Raw genomic sequence first — 17,268 nt, 5'->3', positions numbered from 1 at the left:
AACGAACGCTCTTTGGCAACAGCAAGGGAGACCCGGCGATGATCAAGGCCTTCGTCGTCGACAATGATCGCCTGCGCCTGGTCGACGATCTCCTGCAAAACAGCGACACTGTCGTCTGGGTCGACCTCTTCAACCCGACAAAGGAAGAAGAGACGACAATTGAGACCTGGCTCGGCATCGCCGTTCCGACCCGCGAAGAGATGGAAGAGATCGAGATCTCGAGCCGTCTCTACGTCGAGGACGGCGCCTACTTCATGACCGCCATTCTGCCTGCGCAGACCGAGGTGGACGATCCGTTGATGTCGCCGGTTACCTTCGTGCTCGCCGGCAACAGGCTGATCACCGTGCGGTACCACGAACCGAAGGCGTTCAAGACCTTTCCGCTACGCGCCGAGAAGGTGGCGACCGGTTGCACCAGCGGCGACACCATCCTGATCGGACTACTGGAGGCGATCGTCGACCGCCTCGCCGACATTCTGGAGCGCGCCGGCCGCGACGTCGAGGCGATCTCGCGCGACATCTTCCAGGCACGCTCGACCAAGGTTTCCAAGCGCAACCGCGACTTCCAGGAGCTGTTGAAAGGCATTGGCCGCAAGGAGGACCTCGCCTCCTCGATCCGCGACAGCCTGATCTCGCTGCAGCGCCTTGCCGGGTTTCTCGCCCATGCCTCCACGCAAACCAGGATGAGCAAGGATACCCGCGCCCGCATCAAGACCTTGTCGCGCGACGTGCTGTCGCTCGCCGACCACGCCACGTTCCTGTCGCAGAAGATCAGCTTCCTGCTCGACGCGACGCTCGGCATGATCTCGATCGAGCAGAACGCCATCATCAAGATCTTCTCCGTCGCCGCTGTCATCTTCCTGCCGCCGACGCTTGTCGCTTCGATCTACGGCATGAATTTCGATATCATTCCCGAGCTCAAATGGCACTTTGGCTATCCCTTCGCCATCGGCATGATGGTGCTTTCGGCAATCCTGCCCTTCTGGTATTTCCGCCGCCGCGGCTGGCTATAGGGTCATCAATACCTCCGCTGCGGCTTGGGCGCAGCGGGCTGGCGCAGTAGAAATTGCTTGACCAAATGCCGCCCTGCCTGCATCCGGGACCCCGACCCGTAGCGATTGTACAATCCTGAACCGGATTTCCAGACCATGACCGCAAAGACCTGGGCTTATGAGGATTTTGTCGAGGGCGCTTCGCTCGACCTCGGCACCAAGCTGGTAAGTGCCGCCGAAATCATAGAATTCGCCGGCGAATTCGATGCCCAGCCGATGCATCTCGACGAGGCCGCGGGCAAGGCCAGTATCCTCGGCGGGCTGGCGGCTTCGGGCTGGCACACCTGCGCCATGTTCATGCGCATGCTGTGCGATGCCTTCCTGCTCGACTCGACCTCCCAGGGCGCGCCGGGCGTCGACCAGGTCAAATGGAAACGGCCAGTCCTGGCCGGCGACCTGTTGAGCGGCAGCACCACGGTCCTTGCCAAGCGACTGTCCAGATCGAAGCCCCGGCTTGGCCTGGTGACCATGCGCAGCGAGTTGTTCAACCAGCGCGGCGAAGGTGTTTTCGAGCTCGAAAACACCGTCATGTTCCTCACCCGCGAGGGCAGTGCGTGAGCCTCGACGAATTCTTCTGCATCGGTATCACCGTCACGCTCGGTTCGCATCAATTCGAACCGGAGTCGATCAAGGCTTTCGCCCGCAAATACGACCCGCAGATATTCCATATCGACGAAGAGGCGGCGAGGAACAGCATATTCGGCGGGCTCTGCGCCTCGGGCTGGCACACCGCCGCCACCTGGATGAAATTGAACCTCGAGGCTGGCATTGAGGCAGAGGTCGCCCGCTGGCCCGGCCCTGGGCCGGTGCCGGAATTCGGCCCCTCGCCCGGCTTCAAGAACCTCAAATGGCCCAAACCTGTCTATGCCGGGGAAACCGTGACTTTCACCCGCACCGCGCTGGCCCATCGCCCCATTGCCTCGCGACCGAGCTGGCGGCTGCTGACGCTCCGCTCAGAGGCCTTCGATTCGACCGGTGACAAGGTCATCGAATTCGAAAGTGCCGTGCTGGTGAAGGTGGAGTGAGCGGAGTTCTTCCCTTCTCCCACAGAACGGGAGAAGGAAGAAACGCTCAATGCCCCTCAAACCCGATCAGCGTCCTCACCGGCACGCCGAGCGCCTCTAACCTCTCTCGGCCGCCAAGGTCCGGCAGATCGATGACGAAGCAGGCGGCGAGGATGTCGGCGCCGATCTGCCGCAATAGCTTGACGGCCGCCTCGGCCGTGCCGCCGGTGGCGATCAAATCGTCGACGAGGATTACCTTCTCGCCTGGAGAAACACCGTCCTTGTGCATCTCCATCTCGTCCAGCCCGTATTCCAGGCTGTAGGCGACGCGCACCGTCTCGTAAGGCAACTTGCCCTTCTTGCGGATCGGCACGAAGCCGGCCGAGAGCTGGTGGGCGATGGCGCCGCCGAGGATGAAGCCGCGCGCCTCGATGCCGGCGATCTTGTCGATCTTGAGGCCGGCATAGGGATGCACCAGTTCGTCGATAGCGCGGCGGAAGGCCCGCGCATTGCCGAGCAGCGTGGTGATGTCGCGAAACAGGATGCCCGGCTTGGGATAATCCGGAATGGTGCGGATCGCCGCAAGCAGCGTCTCTTCGAGCGAGGACTTCATCAAGCGGCTCTCCGGGCCATTCAGATTCGGCTAAAGACGTGAAAGGAATTGGCCAATCGTAACCCGGCGCAGCTAAGTCCGGCTACCGCCATGTGACGCCTGACGGAAAATTGTCCGGCAAAGGGCCCGCTCCGCGCCGGCTGCGATGAATCGAATATGCCTGCAATGAAAAGGGCGCCTTTCGACGCCCTCGCACTCTCGTATGTCGCAGGGTTCAGTGCGCCACTCCGGCCCACACCTTGCGCTTGGTCAGGTAGACCAGGGCGCCGAACAGCAGCAGGAAGACCAGTACACGAAAGCCGGTCTTCTTGCGGTCCTCGAGATGCGGCTCGGCGGCCCACATCAGGAAGGCCGACACGTCGCGCGAATACTGGTCGACCGTCTGCGGCGCGCCGTCATCATAAGTAACCTGGCCGTCGGAGAGCGGCTTCGGCATCTTCAGCGACACGCCGGACAGGAAGTACGGATTGTAGTGCGTACCTTCCGGTATGACCATGCCCGCCGGCGGTTGCTGGTCGTAGCCGGTCAGCAGCGAGTGGATATAGTCGGGACCGCCCTGGGCATACTGGGTAAAGATATCGAACACGAAGCGCGGGAAGCCGCGCTCGATGCCGCGCGCCTTGGCCAACAGCGACATGTCGGGCGGTGCTGCGCCGCCATTTGCCGCCGCCGCCGCTTCCGCATTGGGGAACGGCGCTGGGAAATGGTCGGACGGCTTGCCGGGACGATCGAACATGTCGCCGGCATCGTTCGGTCCGTCATGGATCGTATATTCGGCCGCCAGCGTCTTGATCTGCGCATCCGAATAGCCAAGGCCCTCCAGTGTACGGAACGCCACCAAATTCATCGAATGGCAGGCCGAGCAGACTTCCTTATAGACCTTCAGCCCGCGCTGCAGCTGCGCCTTGTCATAGGTGCCGAACGGCCCGGCGAAGCTCCAATCCATTTCCTTCGGTTCGTGTATCGGGAAATGCGTCGGCGCCGCCTCATTGTGCGCCTCTTCCTGGGCGTTGGCTCCAGTGCCCGCGACCCCAATGCCCGCGGCCACAAGGCCAAGCAGCGCCAGCGAGGTGAGAATCTTCTTCATGCCAAATCCCCTTGAGATTCTCTGACGCGCTGTCACCGTCTCGAGCATGACCTTGTCCGAGTACCGGTTTCCACTTTTCGGAATCATGCTCAGCCCTTGGTTTCCGGCGCGGCCGTGGCGCCGGCAGGATGTCCACCGCCGCCCTTGTTCTTCTCGAGCACCGCCTCGGTGATCGAATTCGGCAGCCGCCGCGGCTTTTCGATCAGCCCGAGCACCGGCAGCGCTACCAGGAAGAAGGCGAAGTAGAACAACGTCGCCATCTGCGCCATGAACACATAGCTGCCCTCGGCCGGCTGCGAGCCCAGCCAGCCCAGCAGGATGGAATCGGCTACGAACAGCCAGAAGAACAGCTTATACCAGGGCCGGTAGACCGCCGAGCGCACCTTTGAGGTGTCGAGCCACGGCACCAGGAACAGCATGACGATCGCCCCGAAAAGGCAGAGCACGCCGCCAAGTTTGGAGTTGATCGGCCCGATATTGAAGGTGATGGCGCGCAGGATCGCGTAGAACGGCAGGAAGTACCATTCCGGGACGATGTGGGCCGGCGTCTTCAGCGGGTTGGCCACGGTGTAATTGTCCGGATGGCCGAGATAGTTCGGCAGGTAGAAGACGAAATAGGCGAAGACGAACAAGAACACGATCATGCCGAACCCGTCCTTGATGGTCGCGTAAGGCGTGAAGGCGAGCGTGTCGGTCTTCGATTTGACTTCGATGCCGGTCGGATTGTTCTGGCCGACAACGTGAAGCGCCCAGATGTGCAGCACGACGACGCCGGCGATCATGAACGGCAACAGGTAATGCAGCGCAAAAAAGCGGTTCAGCGTCGGATTGTCGACGGCGAAGCCGCCGAGGAGAAGCTGCTGGATCCAGTCACCGACCAGCGGGATGGCGGTGAAGAAGCCGGTGATGACGGTGGCGCCCCAGAAGCTCATCTGGCCCCAGGGCAGCACATAGCCCATGAACCCGGTCGCCATCATCAGCAGGTAGATGATGCAGCCGAGGATCCACAGCAACTCGCGCGGCGCCTTGTAGGAGCCGTAGTAGAGGCCACGGAAGATATGGATGTAGACGGCAATGAAGAAGAACGACGCGCCGTTCGAATGCAGGTAGCGCAGCAGCCAGCCGGAATTCACGTCGCGCATGATCTTCTCGACCGAATCGAAGGCGAGAGTGCTGTCGGCCGCATAATGCATGGCCAGCACGATACCGGTCAGTATCTGCGCCACCAGCATAAGCGCAAGGATGCCGCCGAAGGTCCAGGCATAGTTTAGGTTGCGCGGCACCGGATAGGCGATGAAGCTGTCATAGACCAGCCGCGGCAGTGGCATGCGCGAATCGAACCAGCGTCCGATGCCGGTCTTGGGCGTATAGGTCGAGTGTCCCTCGCTCATGGAAATATCCCCTGCCTCAGCCGATACGGATCTTGGTGTCGGAAATAAACTGGAACACCGGTACCGCCATGTTCTCGGGCGCTGGCCCCTTCCGGATGCGGCCGGCAGTATCGTATACGGAACCATGGCACGGGCAGAACCAGCCGCCGAAATCGCCTTCCTGGCCGAGCGGGATGCAGCCGAGATGGGTGCAGACCTGGACCATCACCATCCAGGCTTCCTTGCCCGGCGTGGTTCGGTTGGCGTCGGTTGCCGGCGCGTCGGCCGGCAGGTTGGCGTTGCGGGCGATTGGATCCTTGAGCTCGGCGAGATTGACCGCCTCGCCGTCCTTCATCTCTTTTTCGGTGCGGTTGCGCACGACCACCGGCCTGCCGCGCCACTTCACGACGAGCGACATTCCCGGCGTCAGCGAAGAGACGTCGACCTCGACCGAGGCGAGGGCCAGCGTCGAGGCATCCGGGCGCATCTGGTCGATGAACGGCCAGGCAACGGCGCCCGCGCCGACCACTGCGGCCATGCCGGTGGCGATGTAGAGAAAATCACGACGGTTGGGATCCTGGGTGTCGGTTGCGCTCACGGGTGCCTGATCCTTTCGCCTCTTCGGTGCCGGCGGCCGAGCCTTGTTCCCCGCTCAATCGCGCCGGCCGGACAGCGCATGGCGAACAGGCTAGCGAATTCCTCCGGCATTTGGACTTGGGTTTATGCGTGAAGCCTGTTTTTGTCCAGACGGGTGAAGGCACAAGGGCAGATTGTCGCGGGGGCGTAATTCGCACGGCGGAACGATTGGAAAACAGCAGCAAAACCAAATGGCTGCGTTCGCCTCGACAGCTGGCGCTGGCCCGGTTTATCCTCGGCCTATGGCGCATGTCATAGACCGCGACAAATGGGCCGAAGCGCCCGACCGCTGGCCCGACCACTGGCAGGGCGAGCTGCAAGGCGGAGCTTACGGCTCCCGCAGCTGCCTGATCTTCAACCACCTGCCCGAGATCGGCGGCGGCCCCAGGCTGCACAGCCATCCCTATTGCGAGATTTTTATCATCCGGACCGGGACCGGTCTGTTCACCGTCGGCGACCGGCAGATCGAGGCCACAGCCGGCCAGATCCTGGTCGTACCGCCGAGCACGCCGCACAAATTCACCAATCTCGGGCCAGGCCCGCTGGAAACCACCGACATACACGAGAACGGCAGCTTCATCACCGAGTGGCTGGAATAACGGTTCCCAAACCAGTTCCGGTTCGGATCATGCGCTGGCGCCGAGCCTGGCCAGCACGGCCTTGGGAATGTTGTATTCCCGGATCACCGCGTCGTGCTTGCGCAAGCCGCAGAGTTCGCGCTGGATGAAATACCCCTGCACCGCTTCGGCTGCATCCCTGAGCAGCCGGGCTCGATCGTCGCTGTCGCAATTCTCGCGCAGCCTCGTCAATGTTTCCTCGACGCGCCGGCCGGCGCGGCCGAGCGCGGCCGCCTTCTCGCCGAGGATTTCATGGCCAAGCAGGTCCAACGCGCTCTCCTGCGCGCCGGACCGTCCGAAATTCGATGGCATTCTCACCGCCATGGTCTACTCCGGTTTTTAGAAACTACTCCGCCGGCCGGGTCTCGGCCAGCGCGCTCTCCTCGTTGAACAGGAAGCCGCCGGACTGCCGCTTCCACAGCCTTGCATAGAGCCCGTCGAGCCCGACCAACTCGTCATGCGTGCCTTGCTCGACGATGCGGCCCTCGTCGAGCACCACCAGCCGGTCGAGTGCCGCAATGGTCGACAGCCGATGCGCGATGGCGATGACCGTCTTGCCTTCCATCAGCCTTGCCAGATTTTCCTGGATCGCCGCCTCGATGTCGGAATCGAGCGCCGAGGTCGCCTCATCGAGCACCAGGATCGGTGCATCCTTGAGGAAGACGCGGGCGATCGCCACGCGCTGGCGCTGGCCGCCGGAGAGCTTGACGCCGCGCTCGCCGACATAGGCCTCATAGCCAATACGATCGCGATTGTCGCGCAGACCGAGGATGAACTCGTGCGCCTCGGCCTTCTCCGCTGCCGCGACCACCTCGGCGTCGGTCGCTTCCGGCATGCCGAGCTTGATGTTGTCGCGCAGCGAGCGGTGGAAAAGTGCCGTATCCTGGCTAACAACGCCGATATTGGCGCGCAGCGAGTTCTGCGTGACCCTGGCAACGTCCTGCCCGTCAATGGCGATCTTGCCGCTCTCAAGATCGTAGAGGCGCAGGATCAGATTGACCAAGGTCGTCTTGCCGGCGCCGGACGGTCCGACCAGCCCGACCTTTTCGCCCGACCGCACCACCAAGTCGATGCCGTTGAGCACGCCGAACCCTTTGCCGTAGTGGAACTCGACGTTGCTTACGTCGATGCGGCCGCCGCCGATGACAAGCTCTTTCGCGTCCGGTGCATCGGTCAGGCCGAGCGGCTGCGAGATCAGCGCCTTGGAGTTTTCCAGCACGCCGAGGTTCCGCAATATGCTGTTGAGCTGCATCATCAGCCGACCGAGCAGCATGTTCAGCCGCAACACCAACGACAGCGTGAAGGCGACGGCGCCGACCGTGATCGAGCCCTCGACCCAGAGATAAACGGCAAAGCAGGCGATCGCCGTGATCATGATGCCCGACAGCATCGTCAGCGCCATGCGCACGCCGGTCAGCCGGCGGGTGAACGGGCGCAGCGCGTCGAGATAGATGTCGAAGCCGTTCCTGATATAGCGGTCGTCGCCATCGGCCGAGAACAGCTTCAGCGTCTGCACGTTCGAATAGGAATCGACGATGCGGCCGGTGATCATCGAGCCGGCTTCGGCGGTGGCTTCGGCATGCTTGCGGATCGCCGGCACATAGCGTCTGGCCAGCAGGCCGAAGGCGGTAATCCAGATCACCACCAGCACCGCCAGCCGGAGGTCGAGCCCGGCGACCAGCGCCAGCGTCGTCACCGTATAGACGACCATGAACCAGACGACCTCGATGAAGCTTTCCATCAGATCGCCGGTCGCCTGTCCCGCCTGCCAGACCTTGGTCGCGATACGTCCGGCAAAGTCGTTCTGGAAGAAGGCGTAGGATTGGCGCGAGACATGGCGATGCGCCTGCCAGCGCACCAGATTGTAGAAACCCGGCGTGATCGTCTGCTCGTCAACCAGCGCCGACAGGCCGACGACGATGGTGCGGATGACCAGCACCACGGCAATCATGAAGACAAGTTCCGGGCCGGCGGCAGTCCACAGCGCGTGCCAGCTGCGTTCGCCTGGAAGCTGGTCGAGGATGTCGACCAGCCGCCCGACGAAATAGAACAATCCGGCTTCGACCAGCGGCGCGATGCCGCCGATCACCAGCATGGCGAAGAAGGCGATCTTCGCCTGCCCGACATAGTGCCAGAGGAAACCCCTGACGCCGGCAGGTGGCCGAAGGTCCGCGGGCTCCCGGAATGGATAGACCCAGTTCTCGAACCAGCGGTAGATGGCAGTCATCATTCGGCGGCTTCACCCTTGGCGAGTGCATCGTTGGCGGCTGCATCGTTGACAGAGGGGCCGTCGTCGAGCAGGAAGCCGCCCGACTGGCGCTGCCAAAGCTGGGCGTAGAGCCCGCCTATGGCAACGAGTTCCACATGCGAACCTTCCTCGATGACGCGGCCCTTGTCCATGACGACGAGGCGGTCCATGGCTGCGATCGTCGACAGCCGGTGCGCAATGGCGATGACGGTCTTGCCTTGCATGAGCTTGTAGAGGTTCTCTTGGATGGCCGCCTCGGCCTCGGAATCGAGCGCGGACGTCGCCTCGTCGAGAATGAGAATCGGCGCGTCCTTCAGCATGACGCGGGCAATGGCAATGCGTTGCCGCTGGCCGCCGGACAATTTGACGCCGCGATCGCCGACATGCGCGTCGAAACCCTTGCGGCCGCTCGAATCCGACAATCCAGCAATGAAATCCAGCGCCTCGGCGCGCCGCGCCGCCTCGATCAGCATCTCGTTGCTGGCGTCCGGCCGGCCATAGAGGATATTCTCGCGTACCGAGCGATGCAGCAGCGAGGTGTCCTGCGTGACCATGCCGATCTGGGCGCGCAGCGAGTCCTGCGCCACCGCCGCGATGTCCTGGCCGTCGATCAGGATCTTGCCGCTTTCGAGGTCGTAGAAGCGCAACAGAAGATTGACCAGCGTCGACTTGCCGGCACCCGAACGGCCGACGATGCCGACCTTCTCGCCCGGCTTCATCGTCAGCGACAGGCTTTCGATCACGCCCTTCTGCTTGCCGTAGTGGAAGCGGATGTCCTCAAAACGGATCTCCCCCTTGGTCACGGCAATATCCTTGGCGCCAGGCCGGTCTTCGACGAGGCGCGGCAGCGAGATCGAGGCGATGCCGTCCTGCACCGTGCCGATATTCTCGAACAGCGTGGACATCTCCCACATGATCCATTGCGACATGCCCCAGAGCCGAAGCACGAGGCCGATGACCAGGGCGACCGCGCCGATCGTCACGGCTTGGCCGAGCCACAGCCATAGCGAGATTGCGGTGACCGAAAACAACAGCAGCGAATTCAGGACGTAGAGCAGGCCGTAGAGCTGCGTCACCAACCGCATCGATCGGTAAACCGTGTCGAGAAAGCCGGCCATACCGTCCTTGGCGAAGGATGCCTCGCGCCGCGCATGCGAGAACAGCTTGACCGTCTGGATGTTGGAGTAGCTGTCGACGACCCGGCCGGTCATGGTTGAGCGCGCATTGGCCTGCTCCTCGCCGACCTTGCCCAGCCGCGGGATGAAATAGCGCAACAGCAGGACATAGCCGGCAAGCCAGACGGCAAGCGGCGCAGCCAGCCGCCAGTCTGACGAGCCGACGATGAACAGCATGCCAAGAAAATAGACGACGATATAATTGAGGACGTCGATGAGCTTGATGACGCATTCGCGCACCGCGAGCGCCGTCTGCATCAGCTTGGTCGCGATGCGTCCGGCGAACTCGTCCTGATAGAAGCTCATCGACTGCTTGAGCAGATAGCGATGCACCTGCCAGCGGATGCGCATCGGATAGTTGCCCATCAGCGTCTGCTGGTTGAGCAGCGAATGGAACCAGACCGTCGCCGGCAGCGCGAAAACCACGATGAAGGCCATGCCGGCCAGCTTCAAGCTCTCGGTCTGCAGGAACGTCTCGCGATTCTGCGCCGACAGCCAGTCGACGATCCGGCCCATGAAGCCGAACATCCACACCTCGGCAAGCGCGATGGCCGTCACCAGCACCGCATCGAGAGCGATGTAGGGCCACGCGCCGCGCGTATAATGCACGCAGAAGGCGATCAGTGTCCTTGGCGGCTCGACCGGCTCCTTGGCAGGGAACGGATCGAGCCTTTTTTCAAACCAGCTAAACATAGTGATGCTCACAATATTGGTTCCGCTCACGCGGCACGGGAACGGACGAGGTGCCCAGACCGCATGGCGTCAAGGACCGGCGATACGGAATCGTCCGCCTCGCCGGTCCTGCTTCGCGCTATATAGGTTGTCGCGGGCCTTTCGCCGACAGTCTCGTTTGACGATGCTGACGACGTTTTGACGATCCGGATTTTCGAGCCGGTTTTTGCACCAGGCCGGATCAGCCTGATGATCCGGCGCACCAGCGACGGCCGGCTATGGTCCGGAACGGCGCGCGAGAAATCGACGTCCGGCAGCATGCCGCGATGCGGGCGCTGGCGGGTCTCGGCGTGAACCGCTGACGAGTAGGTCTCGCCGATCAAAAGCGCCCAGGTCGCAGTCTTGCGCTCGTGCAGGCTTCTTGAGCCGGGTATTCTACAGGGATCGAACATCGGTCCGTCCTCCAGTTGAAGATGCAGATAGAAGGGTGAACCAACCCAGGCCGCGGGCACGCGCAGCGCGGCAAAGGTCACATCGGTCGAAGTGTGTTCAGGTGGGGCGTTCAGCCCCTTCCACAGCTTGAAAAACATCGCAGGATTCCTTCAAAGGCCGAAAAAGGTTTCGGCGGGAATCGGTGCGATTGAAGTCTAGAAAGTCAGGAGAATCGTCGTGCCGAATCCGCCGTCGGGCTGGTAAGCCCACGAGAGGGGTGGTGGATGTGCATGGCCATCATGAATTACCCCTCCATCGGTTCGGGTTGACAATGCTGGCCATATAACCGACTTCGCAGAAAATGACCACCCGCCAGTCCAGGAATTTCCAAAACCGCGAGAGCTCTGTGGCTGATCTGCCACTTATTAGAAAGACGCGGAAATGAACGACCGTCTCCGCATCGCGCTCTACCAGCCTGATATCGCCGGCAACACCGGGACAATCCTGCGCTTCGCCGCTTGCCTCGGTCTCGGCGTCGACATCGTCGAACCGGCGGGGTTCCCGCTCAGTGACCGGGCGCTGAAACGGGCCGGAATGGACTACCTCGAAATGGCGGCGCTCACCCGGCATGTCGACTGGCACGCCTTCGAGGACTGGCGCAAACTTGGCAAGCGGCGGCTGGTGCTGCTGTCGACCAAAGCCGCTGTCGCCTACACGGATTTCGTCTTCGCCACCGATGACATTCTCCTGTTCGGCCGCGAATCCGCAGGCGTGCCGGATGCCGTCCACGAGGCGGCGGATGCGCGACTGATCATCCCGATGCAGCCCGGCGCGCGCAGCATCAACGTCGCGCTTTCCGTTGCGATGGTGGCGGCCGAGGCGATCCGGCAGCTCCGCTAGGATGTGTACGTGATCGCCGGCCGCAGCGACTAAGGCGTCGTCCTCACGCAACACTGCGTCCTCTCCGGTCATTCTCATCCAGACGCACATCGCCTTCTCCTGCCGTTTGCATCTTCGAGGCTTCTTCGCTACAAGCTCAACTTAACTTGAGGTCAAGCGGAAAATCGGAGATGGCTGCGGCAACGGAATTAACAGTCGGCCAAGTGGCCACGCGCAGCGGCGTGGCGGTGTCGGCGCTGCATTTCTACGAAGCACGCGGGCTGATCCGCAGCCACCGCACATCAGGCAACCAACGGCGTTACGGCCGCGACGTGCTGCGACGTGTGGCGATCATCAAGGTAGCGCAGGAGGTCGGCATTTCGTTGGCCGAGATCGGCGCCGCACTTCGATCATTGCCCGAAGGCCGAACGCCGACGCGCGAGGATTGGAACCTGCTTTCGACGGCTTGGCGCGACGAGCTCGACCAGAAGATTGCCCAGCTCAAGAAGCTGCGCGATGGCCTGACCGACTGCATCGGCTGCGGCTGCATGTCGATCGACAAATGCCCGCTGAGGAACAAGGGCGACCGGCTGAGCACCCGGGGGCCGGGAGCGAGACGTTTGCTGATCGAGCGTTAATCCGCCGCCGGCAGCCGCCTGATGGTGAATTCGATGACGTCGCCCGGCCGCTCGAACCAGCTCTCGATCTCGGTCCAATAGGCCTGCTTGGGAAAGCGCTCGAACCATTCCTTCGCCTTGAGACGAGCATCGGAGCGCGGCAGCACGAAGGTCTCGCGCAGAAATCCGTCGCGCGGCATGCGCGCGTTCTCGGCGCGTGAACGGTCGAGCCTCTTCTTCAGGCCATCCAGCGGCGGTCTTGCCGGGGTGCGCACGAAAGAACTCCATTCACACTTGACCCTTGCACCTAAGAGATTAGGGATCGCGGCCGGAAAAGACGAGTCATTTGTCGGGGTACGCCCCGCAACCGGAGACAGGATTTGCAACGACCCGAGATACCGGCGGGGCTGCCAGCCGACATCGAACAGAAGAAGATGAAGGCACGGCTGTGGTTCGAGACGTTGCGCGAGCGCATCTGCGCCAGCTTCGAGCAGATCGAGCAGGACCTGCACGGGCCGCAGGCCAGCTGGTCGCCCGGCCGCTTCGAAAAGACGCCGTGGCAACGCGAGGCCGGCAAGGGCGGCGGCGGCATCATGTCGATGATGCACGGCCGCGTCTTCGAGAAGGTCGGCGTCCACACCTCGACCGTCCATGGCGAGTTCTCGCCCGAATTCAGGAAGCAGATGCCGGGCGCCGAAGAGGACCCGTCCTTCTGGGCGAGCGGCATCTCGCTGATCGCCCATCCGTGGAACCCCAACGTGCCGGCCGTGCATATGAACACGCGCATGGTCGTCACCTCGCGCCAGTGGTTCGGGGGCGGCGCCGACCTGACACCGGTGCTCGACCGCCGCCGCAGCCAGGACGACCCCGACACGATCGCCTTCCACAGGGCGATGCAATTTGCCTGCGAGAAGAACGCGGCGATCGCCGACTACGCGAAATTCAAGGCTTGGTGCGACGAGTACTTCTATCTGCCGCACCGCGACGAGCCACGCGGTACCGGCGGTATCTTCTTCGACTGGCTGCATTCGGGCGAGGACAAAGGCGGCTGGGACGCCGATTTCAACTTCGTCCAGGACGTCGGGCGATCTTTTCTCGTCGTCTACGGACATCTGGTGCGCGCCAACTTCAATGATAACTGGACCGATGGCGACCGTGACGAGCAGCTCATCCGCCGCGGCCGCTATGTCGAATTCAACTTGCTTCACGATCGCGGCACCATCTTCGGGCTGAAGACCGGCGGCAATGTCGCGTCGATCCTGTCCAGCCTGCCGCCTGAGGTGAAATGGCCGTAAAATCTCGGTGAGCGCAACGTGAGCCGCAATCGGGTCCAAATCCCCAGAATTTGACGGCGAATGTGGCGCAACGCGCGCCAGAAAATATCTTTTTCGTCTAATATTCTATTCAAAAGATTGGGTTATTTGTCGCGTCGGGCCGGGAAACGCCGGCGGTTCTTTACTCCCGAGATCCGCGACCCGACGTGACCGGACGGCCCATGATCGAATGGGGCACCTTTCCCAAGCGGGTGCCCGCATTTTCCAGGAGAGCATGCCATGCGCAAGCTTATTATGACTGCAGCCGCCGCTGCCGTTCTCGCCTCTGGTACTGCCGCATTCGCTGCGGTCAAGCACACCACCGGCACGATCAAAAGCTTTGATGGAACGGCGATGAGCCTGGTTCTGGATAACGGAGCCACCTTTACGTTGCCCCAGACCTTCAAGGATCCTGGCCTGAAGGTCGGCGAAAAGGTCCGCGTCACGTGGGATATGAACGGCAAGGACAAAATTGCCGAGGCGGTCAAGATCGTGAAGTGATGCCTGCCCGCTGAAGCAAGACGAGGTCTTGCGTCCTGGGTAGCGTAAGAGGGCGGAGCAGCGCTGCTCCGCCTTTTCGCAACCCGATCACTAGGGGGCCGCGTGTCAGCTTGGACGCGCGGCGCTCTAAGGCAACCAAAACCGTTCGATCGTGTTATGCTTAGCCGGCCAGCGTGTAATCCCGATACCGGAATCCGGTTCCGGATCATGTGCGAGGTCAAAGGTCTGGAGCTACCGTGTCATTGCGCGGCGCGGCGCTCCAAGGAGGAAATGAGGAGAAGCCGATGAAGGAATTCCATTGCGGGTCGCTCGTACCCGGCTGCGAGTGGCACACACGCGCCGAGGAGGAGGCTGAGGTCATGCGCCGTGCCGTCGAGCATCTGCGCGAGACGCACGGCGAGACGGTGATCCGCGAGACGATGATCGAGGCGATCCGCTCGCGCATCGAAAAGGCTCGCGACGCAGCGTGACGGTTAGGATTCGAGTGCCTCTGCGGCGCGCTTGAGCAGCGCGCCGCGATCAAGCGCAAAACCGGACTCGACCCATTCCTTTTCGAGATTCTTCAACGTTGCACCAAGCTTCGGCCCCGGTGATGCGCCAAGTGTCGTCAGATCGGCGCCCTTGAGCGGAAAAACAGGGTTTTGCCATTTTGCGGCGAAGGCAAGCAGGCGCGAGAAGCCGCCGGCTTCGAGCAGTGCGTCATTGTCTTCGACCGCGCGGGCACGAGCGGAAGCGAGCGACAGCCGCAACCGATCGACAAAGCCTTGGCGGTCGCCAAAATAAAGCCTTTTCGCCAACTCTCCTTCGGTCGTTTTCGGATCGACGGCAGCCGTGATCGCCCAATGCCGCAGGCGGCTTGCCTCGCTCACGGAAAGCCTCAATCTCTCGGCAAGCGTTTTCATGCGCGCGGCATCCGGCGGCACGATGGCTTCCAGCCTGAGCAGCGGGTCCGGCGCCCAGGCCAGATCCTTCTCGGTCTTGATCAGCCCATGCATCGCATCGATGCCCCATTTCTCGCTTTCCGGCAAAACGGCGGTCAGAACGCCGGCCTGGCGCATCCACAGCAGCGCCCGCGACGGATCTGGCGCTGACAGCAATTTCTTCAATTCCCACCAGACACGCTCGACCGAGAGCTGGTCGAGCCCCGGCTTCAGCCGGGCGCAAGCCTTCAATCCTTCGGCATCCGGCCTGCCGTCGCCATACCAGGCGAAGAAACGGAAGAAACGCAGGATGCGCAGATAATCCTCGCGGATGCGCGCTTCCGGATCGCCGATGAAGCGCAGCCGCCGCGCTTCGATATCGGCGATACCGCCGACCAGATCGACGACCGTTCCGTCAGCTTCGGCATAGAGTGCATTGATGGTGAAATCGCGCCGCTCAGCGTCGGCTTTCCAGTCGCGGCCGAACGACACTTTGGCGCGCCGGCCGTCGGTTTCGATATCGGCACGCAGCGTGGTGACCTCATAGGCCTTGCCGTGGGCGACCGCGGTGATGGTGCCATGCTCGATGCCGGTCGGAACCGTCTTGAAGCCCGCCGCCTCGGCGCGCCGGATGGTTTCCTCAGGCACCGTGGTGGTGGCAATGTCGATGTCGGCGACAGGCTGTCCGATAAGCGCGTTGCGCACGGCACCGCCGGCGACGCGTGCCTCCTCGCCGCCATCAGTCAGCGCGGCGAGCAGGCGCTGCAGGTGGCTTTCGCCGAGCCAGCCGGCCTTGCCCGCGATCGACACCGGATTGCTCACGAATAGAGCCTTTCATAAAGCGTTCGGATGATGCCCGCGGTGACGCCCCAGATGCGCTGGCCGCCATAGGGCATCTCGTAAAAGAACCATTCGAGGTCGTTCCACATGCGACTGTCTCTGGTGTGGTTGGCGGGCTCCATCAGAAAGCCCAGCGGCACCTCGAAGACGGCATCGACCTCGTCCGAATTCAGCGTCAGGCTGAAACCGGGCCGCACAATCCCGAGCACCGGGGCGATGCGATAGCCGCTGCCGGAGACGTAGTCCGGCAGACGGCCGATGATCTCGATGTAATCCCTATCGAGACCGATCTCCTCGAATGTCTCGCGCAATGCCGCCGCTTCCGGGCTCGCATCGGTTGGATCGACGGTTCCGCCGGGGAAAGCCACCTGCCCCGAATGGTTGCGCAGCTTTTCCGCCCGCCTGGTCAAAAGGACCGTGGCTTCATGGCCATGATCGATCACCGGGATCAGCACGGCGGCATCGCGCAGCGCCTTGGCCAGCTTCAGCCTGGGATGGCCCGGATTGAAGCGGTGGTCGCCAAAATCGTCGCCGGCATGCGCCAGCGGCTGCTCCGCGACGCGCTGGCGAAACCCGGCAGCGGAAAACGGCAACGGCGTCACCTGATCCATCATAGGCGGTCCATCATGCGCTCAGCCGTTTCAGTTTCTCAGCCGGCATGATTGGATAGACCTCGCCTTTGGAACGGACGGCAAACGTCGTCTTGCCATCGATGTCGATCTCTTCGCCGTGCTCGACCAGCTCGTACATCACCGGCCGCGCCACCAGCGCCTCCAGCCGCCCGCGCACCAGCACGTAGGGCTTCAGGCCACCTGTCTCGTCCTCATCGACGAAGCGCAGCGGGTGCCCCGCCCCAGCCTCGACCACGTCGCCGACATTGGTGCGAAAGGTGATGATTTGTCCGTCGCCGGCGCCCGACACGTCCATCTCGACGGCAATGAAGGGCGCGTCGGCAACGCGGATCCCGACCTTTTCCACCGGCGTCACCAGGTAGGTCCTACCGTCCTCGTCCTTGCGCAGCACCGAGGAAAAAAGCTGCACCAGCGGCATCCGGCCGATCGGCGTTCCCAGATAGAACCAGGTGCCATCCTGCTTGATCTCCATGTCGAGATCGCCGCAAAACGCCGGATTCCAGCGTTCCACCGGCGCCTGCCCCTTGCCGGCGCGCGTCGCGCGCGAGACCAGCGCCTCCAGCCCGCGCGCCTCGGTCGCGGCCGTCAGGCTCTCTTCACGATGGTCGGCGGCTTCCGTCATGGTCACGAAATAGTCACTGTTGTTCCGCTTGTCAGCCT

21 protein-coding genes are annotated in these 17,268 nt (G+C 62.6%); 9 read left to right on the top strand and 12 right to left on the bottom strand.

Going from position 1 to position 17,268, the window contains the following annotated elements; genetic code table 11:
- The first annotated feature begins 38 nt into the window (after positions 1 to 38).
- The 3 genes from corA to RQ479_RS30605 all read left to right on the top strand — a co-directional run bounded on the left by corA (position 39) and on the right by RQ479_RS30605 (position 2,077).
- Entirely contained in the window at positions 39 to 1,013 is a 975-nt protein-coding gene (corA, locus tag RQ479_RS30615; protein ID WP_376703483.1) for a magnesium/cobalt transporter CorA, read from the top strand.
- Positions 1,014 to 1,148: 135 nt separating this feature from the next.
- On the top strand, positions 1,149 to 1,610 hold the full coding sequence (locus RQ479_RS30610; RefSeq protein ID WP_352466830.1) for a MaoC family dehydratase: 462 nt from the start codon (positions 1,149 to 1,151) through the stop codon (positions 1,608 to 1,610).
- Entirely contained in the window at positions 1,607 to 2,077 is a 471-nt protein-coding gene (locus RQ479_RS30605; RefSeq protein WP_376703482.1) for a MaoC family dehydratase, read from the top strand. Before RQ479_RS30610 ends, RQ479_RS30605 begins: the two co-directional genes overlap by 4 nt.
- A 46-nt stretch (positions 2,078 to 2,123) precedes the next feature.
- Here RQ479_RS30605 and RQ479_RS30600 read toward each other — a convergent pair whose 3' ends face one another.
- The 4 genes from RQ479_RS30600 to petA form a co-directional block, all read right to left on the bottom strand.
- Positions 2,124 to 2,669, bottom strand: a complete 546-nt coding sequence (locus RQ479_RS30600) for an adenine phosphoribosyltransferase (protein WP_254819181.1) — start codon at positions 2,667 to 2,669, stop codon at positions 2,124 to 2,126.
- Between the two features lie 214 nt (positions 2,670 to 2,883).
- Positions 2,884 to 3,756, bottom strand: a complete 873-nt coding sequence (locus RQ479_RS30595; protein WP_292662132.1) for a cytochrome c1 — start codon at positions 3,754 to 3,756, stop codon at positions 2,884 to 2,886.
- A gap of 89 nt (positions 3,757 to 3,845) precedes the next feature.
- A complete protein-coding gene (locus RQ479_RS30590; protein WP_376703481.1) occupies positions 3,846 to 5,147 on the bottom strand; it encodes a cytochrome bc complex cytochrome b subunit in 1,302 nt (433 codons plus the stop codon).
- 16 nt (positions 5,148 to 5,163) lie between these two features.
- Positions 5,164 to 5,724 carry a ubiquinol-cytochrome c reductase iron-sulfur subunit gene (gene petA, locus RQ479_RS30585; protein WP_292662137.1) on the bottom strand — a complete coding sequence of 187 codons (561 nt, stop codon included), beginning with the start codon at positions 5,722 to 5,724 and terminating at the stop codon, positions 5,164 to 5,166.
- Positions 5,725 to 6,004: 280 nt separating this feature from the next.
- Between petA and RQ479_RS30580 the strand changes: the two genes are divergently transcribed.
- Complete coding sequence (locus RQ479_RS30580; protein ID WP_376703480.1) at positions 6,005 to 6,361, top strand: cupin domain-containing protein; 357 nt, start codon at positions 6,005 to 6,007, stop codon at positions 6,359 to 6,361.
- Between the two features lie 27 nt (positions 6,362 to 6,388).
- Here RQ479_RS30580 and RQ479_RS30575 read toward each other — a convergent pair whose 3' ends face one another.
- The 4 genes from RQ479_RS30575 to RQ479_RS30560 are packed head-to-tail and all read right to left on the bottom strand — an operon-like array spanning position 6,389 to position 11,064.
- Positions 6,389 to 6,703, bottom strand: coding sequence for a DUF6665 family protein (locus RQ479_RS30575; RefSeq protein WP_376703479.1), 315 nt, complete (start codon positions 6,701 to 6,703; stop codon positions 6,389 to 6,391).
- Between the two features lie 22 nt (positions 6,704 to 6,725).
- Positions 6,726 to 8,609, bottom strand: a complete 1,884-nt coding sequence (locus tag RQ479_RS30570; protein ID WP_352466823.1) for an ABC transporter ATP-binding protein — start codon at positions 8,607 to 8,609, stop codon at positions 6,726 to 6,728.
- A complete protein-coding gene (locus RQ479_RS30565; protein WP_376703478.1) occupies positions 8,606 to 10,495 on the bottom strand; it encodes an ABC transporter ATP-binding protein in 1,890 nt (629 codons plus the stop codon). The genes RQ479_RS30570 and RQ479_RS30565 overlap by 4 nt, the downstream gene beginning before the upstream one ends.
- A 26-nt stretch (positions 10,496 to 10,521) precedes the next feature.
- Positions 10,522 to 11,064, bottom strand: coding sequence for a hypothetical protein (locus tag RQ479_RS30560; protein ID WP_376703477.1), 543 nt, complete (start codon positions 11,062 to 11,064; stop codon positions 10,522 to 10,524).
- A 283-nt stretch (positions 11,065 to 11,347) separates the two neighbouring features.
- On the opposite strand from RQ479_RS30560, the gene RQ479_RS30555 reads away from it, so the two are divergent.
- Together RQ479_RS30555 and soxR are read left to right on the top strand one after the other, a co-directional pair.
- The gene (locus RQ479_RS30555; RefSeq protein ID WP_352466820.1) at positions 11,348 to 11,806 is read left to right on the top strand and encodes a tRNA (cytidine(34)-2'-O)-methyltransferase; all 459 of its coding nucleotides are present in this window, start codon (positions 11,348 to 11,350) and stop codon (positions 11,804 to 11,806) included.
- Positions 11,807 to 11,976: 170 nt separating this feature from the next.
- Positions 11,977 to 12,423 carry a redox-sensitive transcriptional activator SoxR gene (gene soxR / locus RQ479_RS30550; RefSeq protein ID WP_352466819.1) on the top strand — a complete coding sequence of 149 codons (447 nt, stop codon included), beginning with the start codon at positions 11,977 to 11,979 and terminating at the stop codon, positions 12,421 to 12,423.
- Here soxR and RQ479_RS30545 read toward each other — a convergent pair.
- Positions 12,420 to 12,677: a hypothetical protein gene (locus RQ479_RS30545; RefSeq protein WP_023679487.1), complete on the bottom strand. Its 258-nt coding sequence runs from the start codon at positions 12,675 to 12,677 to the stop codon at positions 12,420 to 12,422. The genes soxR and RQ479_RS30545 overlap by 4 nt on opposite strands.
- Positions 12,678 to 12,782: 105 nt before the next feature.
- Here RQ479_RS30545 and hemF point away from each other — a divergent pair, with 105 nt between their 5' ends.
- From hemF to RQ479_RS30530, 3 genes are all read left to right on the top strand, one after another.
- Positions 12,783 to 13,697 carry an oxygen-dependent coproporphyrinogen oxidase gene (gene hemF / locus RQ479_RS30540; protein WP_352466818.1) on the top strand — a complete coding sequence of 305 codons (915 nt, stop codon included), beginning with the start codon at positions 12,783 to 12,785 and terminating at the stop codon, positions 13,695 to 13,697.
- 258 nt (positions 13,698 to 13,955) lie between these two features.
- Entirely contained in the window at positions 13,956 to 14,216 is a 261-nt protein-coding gene (locus RQ479_RS30535) for a DUF1344 domain-containing protein (RefSeq protein ID WP_352879080.1), read from the top strand.
- A gap of 284 nt (positions 14,217 to 14,500) precedes the next feature.
- A complete protein-coding gene (locus tag RQ479_RS30530) occupies positions 14,501 to 14,686 on the top strand; it encodes a DUF1059 domain-containing protein (protein ID WP_292662162.1) in 186 nt (61 codons plus the stop codon).
- Positions 14,687 to 14,689: 3 nt separating this feature from the next.
- On the opposite strand, the gene RQ479_RS30525 is transcribed toward RQ479_RS30530, so the two are convergent.
- Genes RQ479_RS30525 through RQ479_RS30515 form a run of 3 tightly spaced genes read right to left on the bottom strand, consistent with a single transcriptional unit; the run spans position 14,690 to position 17,230 of the window.
- On the bottom strand, positions 14,690 to 15,958 hold the full coding sequence (locus tag RQ479_RS30525) for a CCA tRNA nucleotidyltransferase (protein WP_376703476.1): 1,269 nt from the start codon (positions 15,956 to 15,958) through the stop codon (positions 14,690 to 14,692).
- Positions 15,955 to 16,587 (bottom strand): CoA pyrophosphatase, encoded by a 633-nt coding sequence (locus RQ479_RS30520; RefSeq protein ID WP_376703475.1) that lies wholly within the window; start codon positions 16,585 to 16,587, stop codon positions 15,955 to 15,957. Before RQ479_RS30520 ends, RQ479_RS30525 begins: the two co-directional genes overlap by 4 nt.
- A 13-nt stretch (positions 16,588 to 16,600) precedes the next feature.
- Positions 16,601 to 17,230: a DUF1285 domain-containing protein gene (locus RQ479_RS30515; protein WP_352466842.1), complete on the bottom strand. Its 630-nt coding sequence runs from the start codon at positions 17,228 to 17,230 to the stop codon at positions 16,601 to 16,603.
- Positions 17,231 to 17,268 lie beyond the last annotated feature (38 nt).

It is taken from the genome of Mesorhizobium sp. ISC25 (genome assembly GCF_042295465.1).
Classification (GTDB): domain Bacteria; phylum Pseudomonadota; class Alphaproteobacteria; order Rhizobiales; family Rhizobiaceae; genus Mesorhizobium.
This window is presented reverse-complemented; position numbering and strand designations above follow the sequence as displayed.

Bases quoted from the DNA above. Each gene is read 5' to 3' on its own strand.
- corA (WP_376703483.1), top strand. From the start codon at position 39: ATGATCAAGGCCTTCGTCGTCGACAATGATCGCCTGCGCCTGGTCGAC.
- RQ479_RS30610 (WP_352466830.1), top strand. From the start codon at position 1,149: ATGACCGCAAAGACCTGGGCTTATGAGGATTTTGTCGAGGGCGCTTCG.
- RQ479_RS30600 (WP_254819181.1), bottom strand. From the start codon at position 2,669: ATGAAGTCCTCGCTCGAAGAGACGCTGCTTGCGGCGATCCGCACCATT.
- RQ479_RS30595 (WP_292662132.1), bottom strand. From the start codon at position 3,756: ATGAAGAAGATTCTCACCTCGCTGGCGCTGCTTGGCCTTGTGGCCGCG.
- RQ479_RS30590 (WP_376703481.1), bottom strand. From the start codon at position 5,147: ATGAGCGAGGGACACTCGACCTATACGCCCAAGACCGGCATCGGACGC.
- RQ479_RS30580 (WP_376703480.1), top strand. From the start codon at position 6,005: ATGGCGCATGTCATAGACCGCGACAAATGGGCCGAAGCGCCCGACCGC.
- RQ479_RS30575 (WP_376703479.1), bottom strand. From the start codon at position 6,703: ATGGCGGTGAGAATGCCATCGAATTTCGGACGGTCCGGCGCGCAGGAG.
- RQ479_RS30570 (WP_352466823.1), bottom strand. From the start codon at position 8,609: ATGATGACTGCCATCTACCGCTGGTTCGAGAACTGGGTCTATCCATTC.
- RQ479_RS30565 (WP_376703478.1), bottom strand. From the start codon at position 10,495: ATGTTTAGCTGGTTTGAAAAAAGGCTCGATCCGTTCCCTGCCAAGGAG.
- RQ479_RS30560 (WP_376703477.1), bottom strand. From the start codon at position 11,064: ATGTTTTTCAAGCTGTGGAAGGGGCTGAACGCCCCACCTGAACACACT.
- RQ479_RS30555 (WP_352466820.1), top strand. From the start codon at position 11,348: ATGAACGACCGTCTCCGCATCGCGCTCTACCAGCCTGATATCGCCGGC.
- soxR (WP_352466819.1), top strand. From the start codon at position 11,977: ATGGCTGCGGCAACGGAATTAACAGTCGGCCAAGTGGCCACGCGCAGC.
- RQ479_RS30535 (WP_352879080.1), top strand. From the start codon at position 13,956: ATGCGCAAGCTTATTATGACTGCAGCCGCCGCTGCCGTTCTCGCCTCT.
- RQ479_RS30530 (WP_292662162.1), top strand. From the start codon at position 14,501: ATGAAGGAATTCCATTGCGGGTCGCTCGTACCCGGCTGCGAGTGGCAC.
- RQ479_RS30520 (WP_376703475.1), bottom strand. From the start codon at position 16,587: ATGGATCAGGTGACGCCGTTGCCGTTTTCCGCTGCCGGGTTTCGCCAG.
- RQ479_RS30515 (WP_352466842.1), bottom strand. From the start codon at position 17,230: ATGACGGAAGCCGCCGACCATCGTGAAGAGAGCCTGACGGCCGCGACC.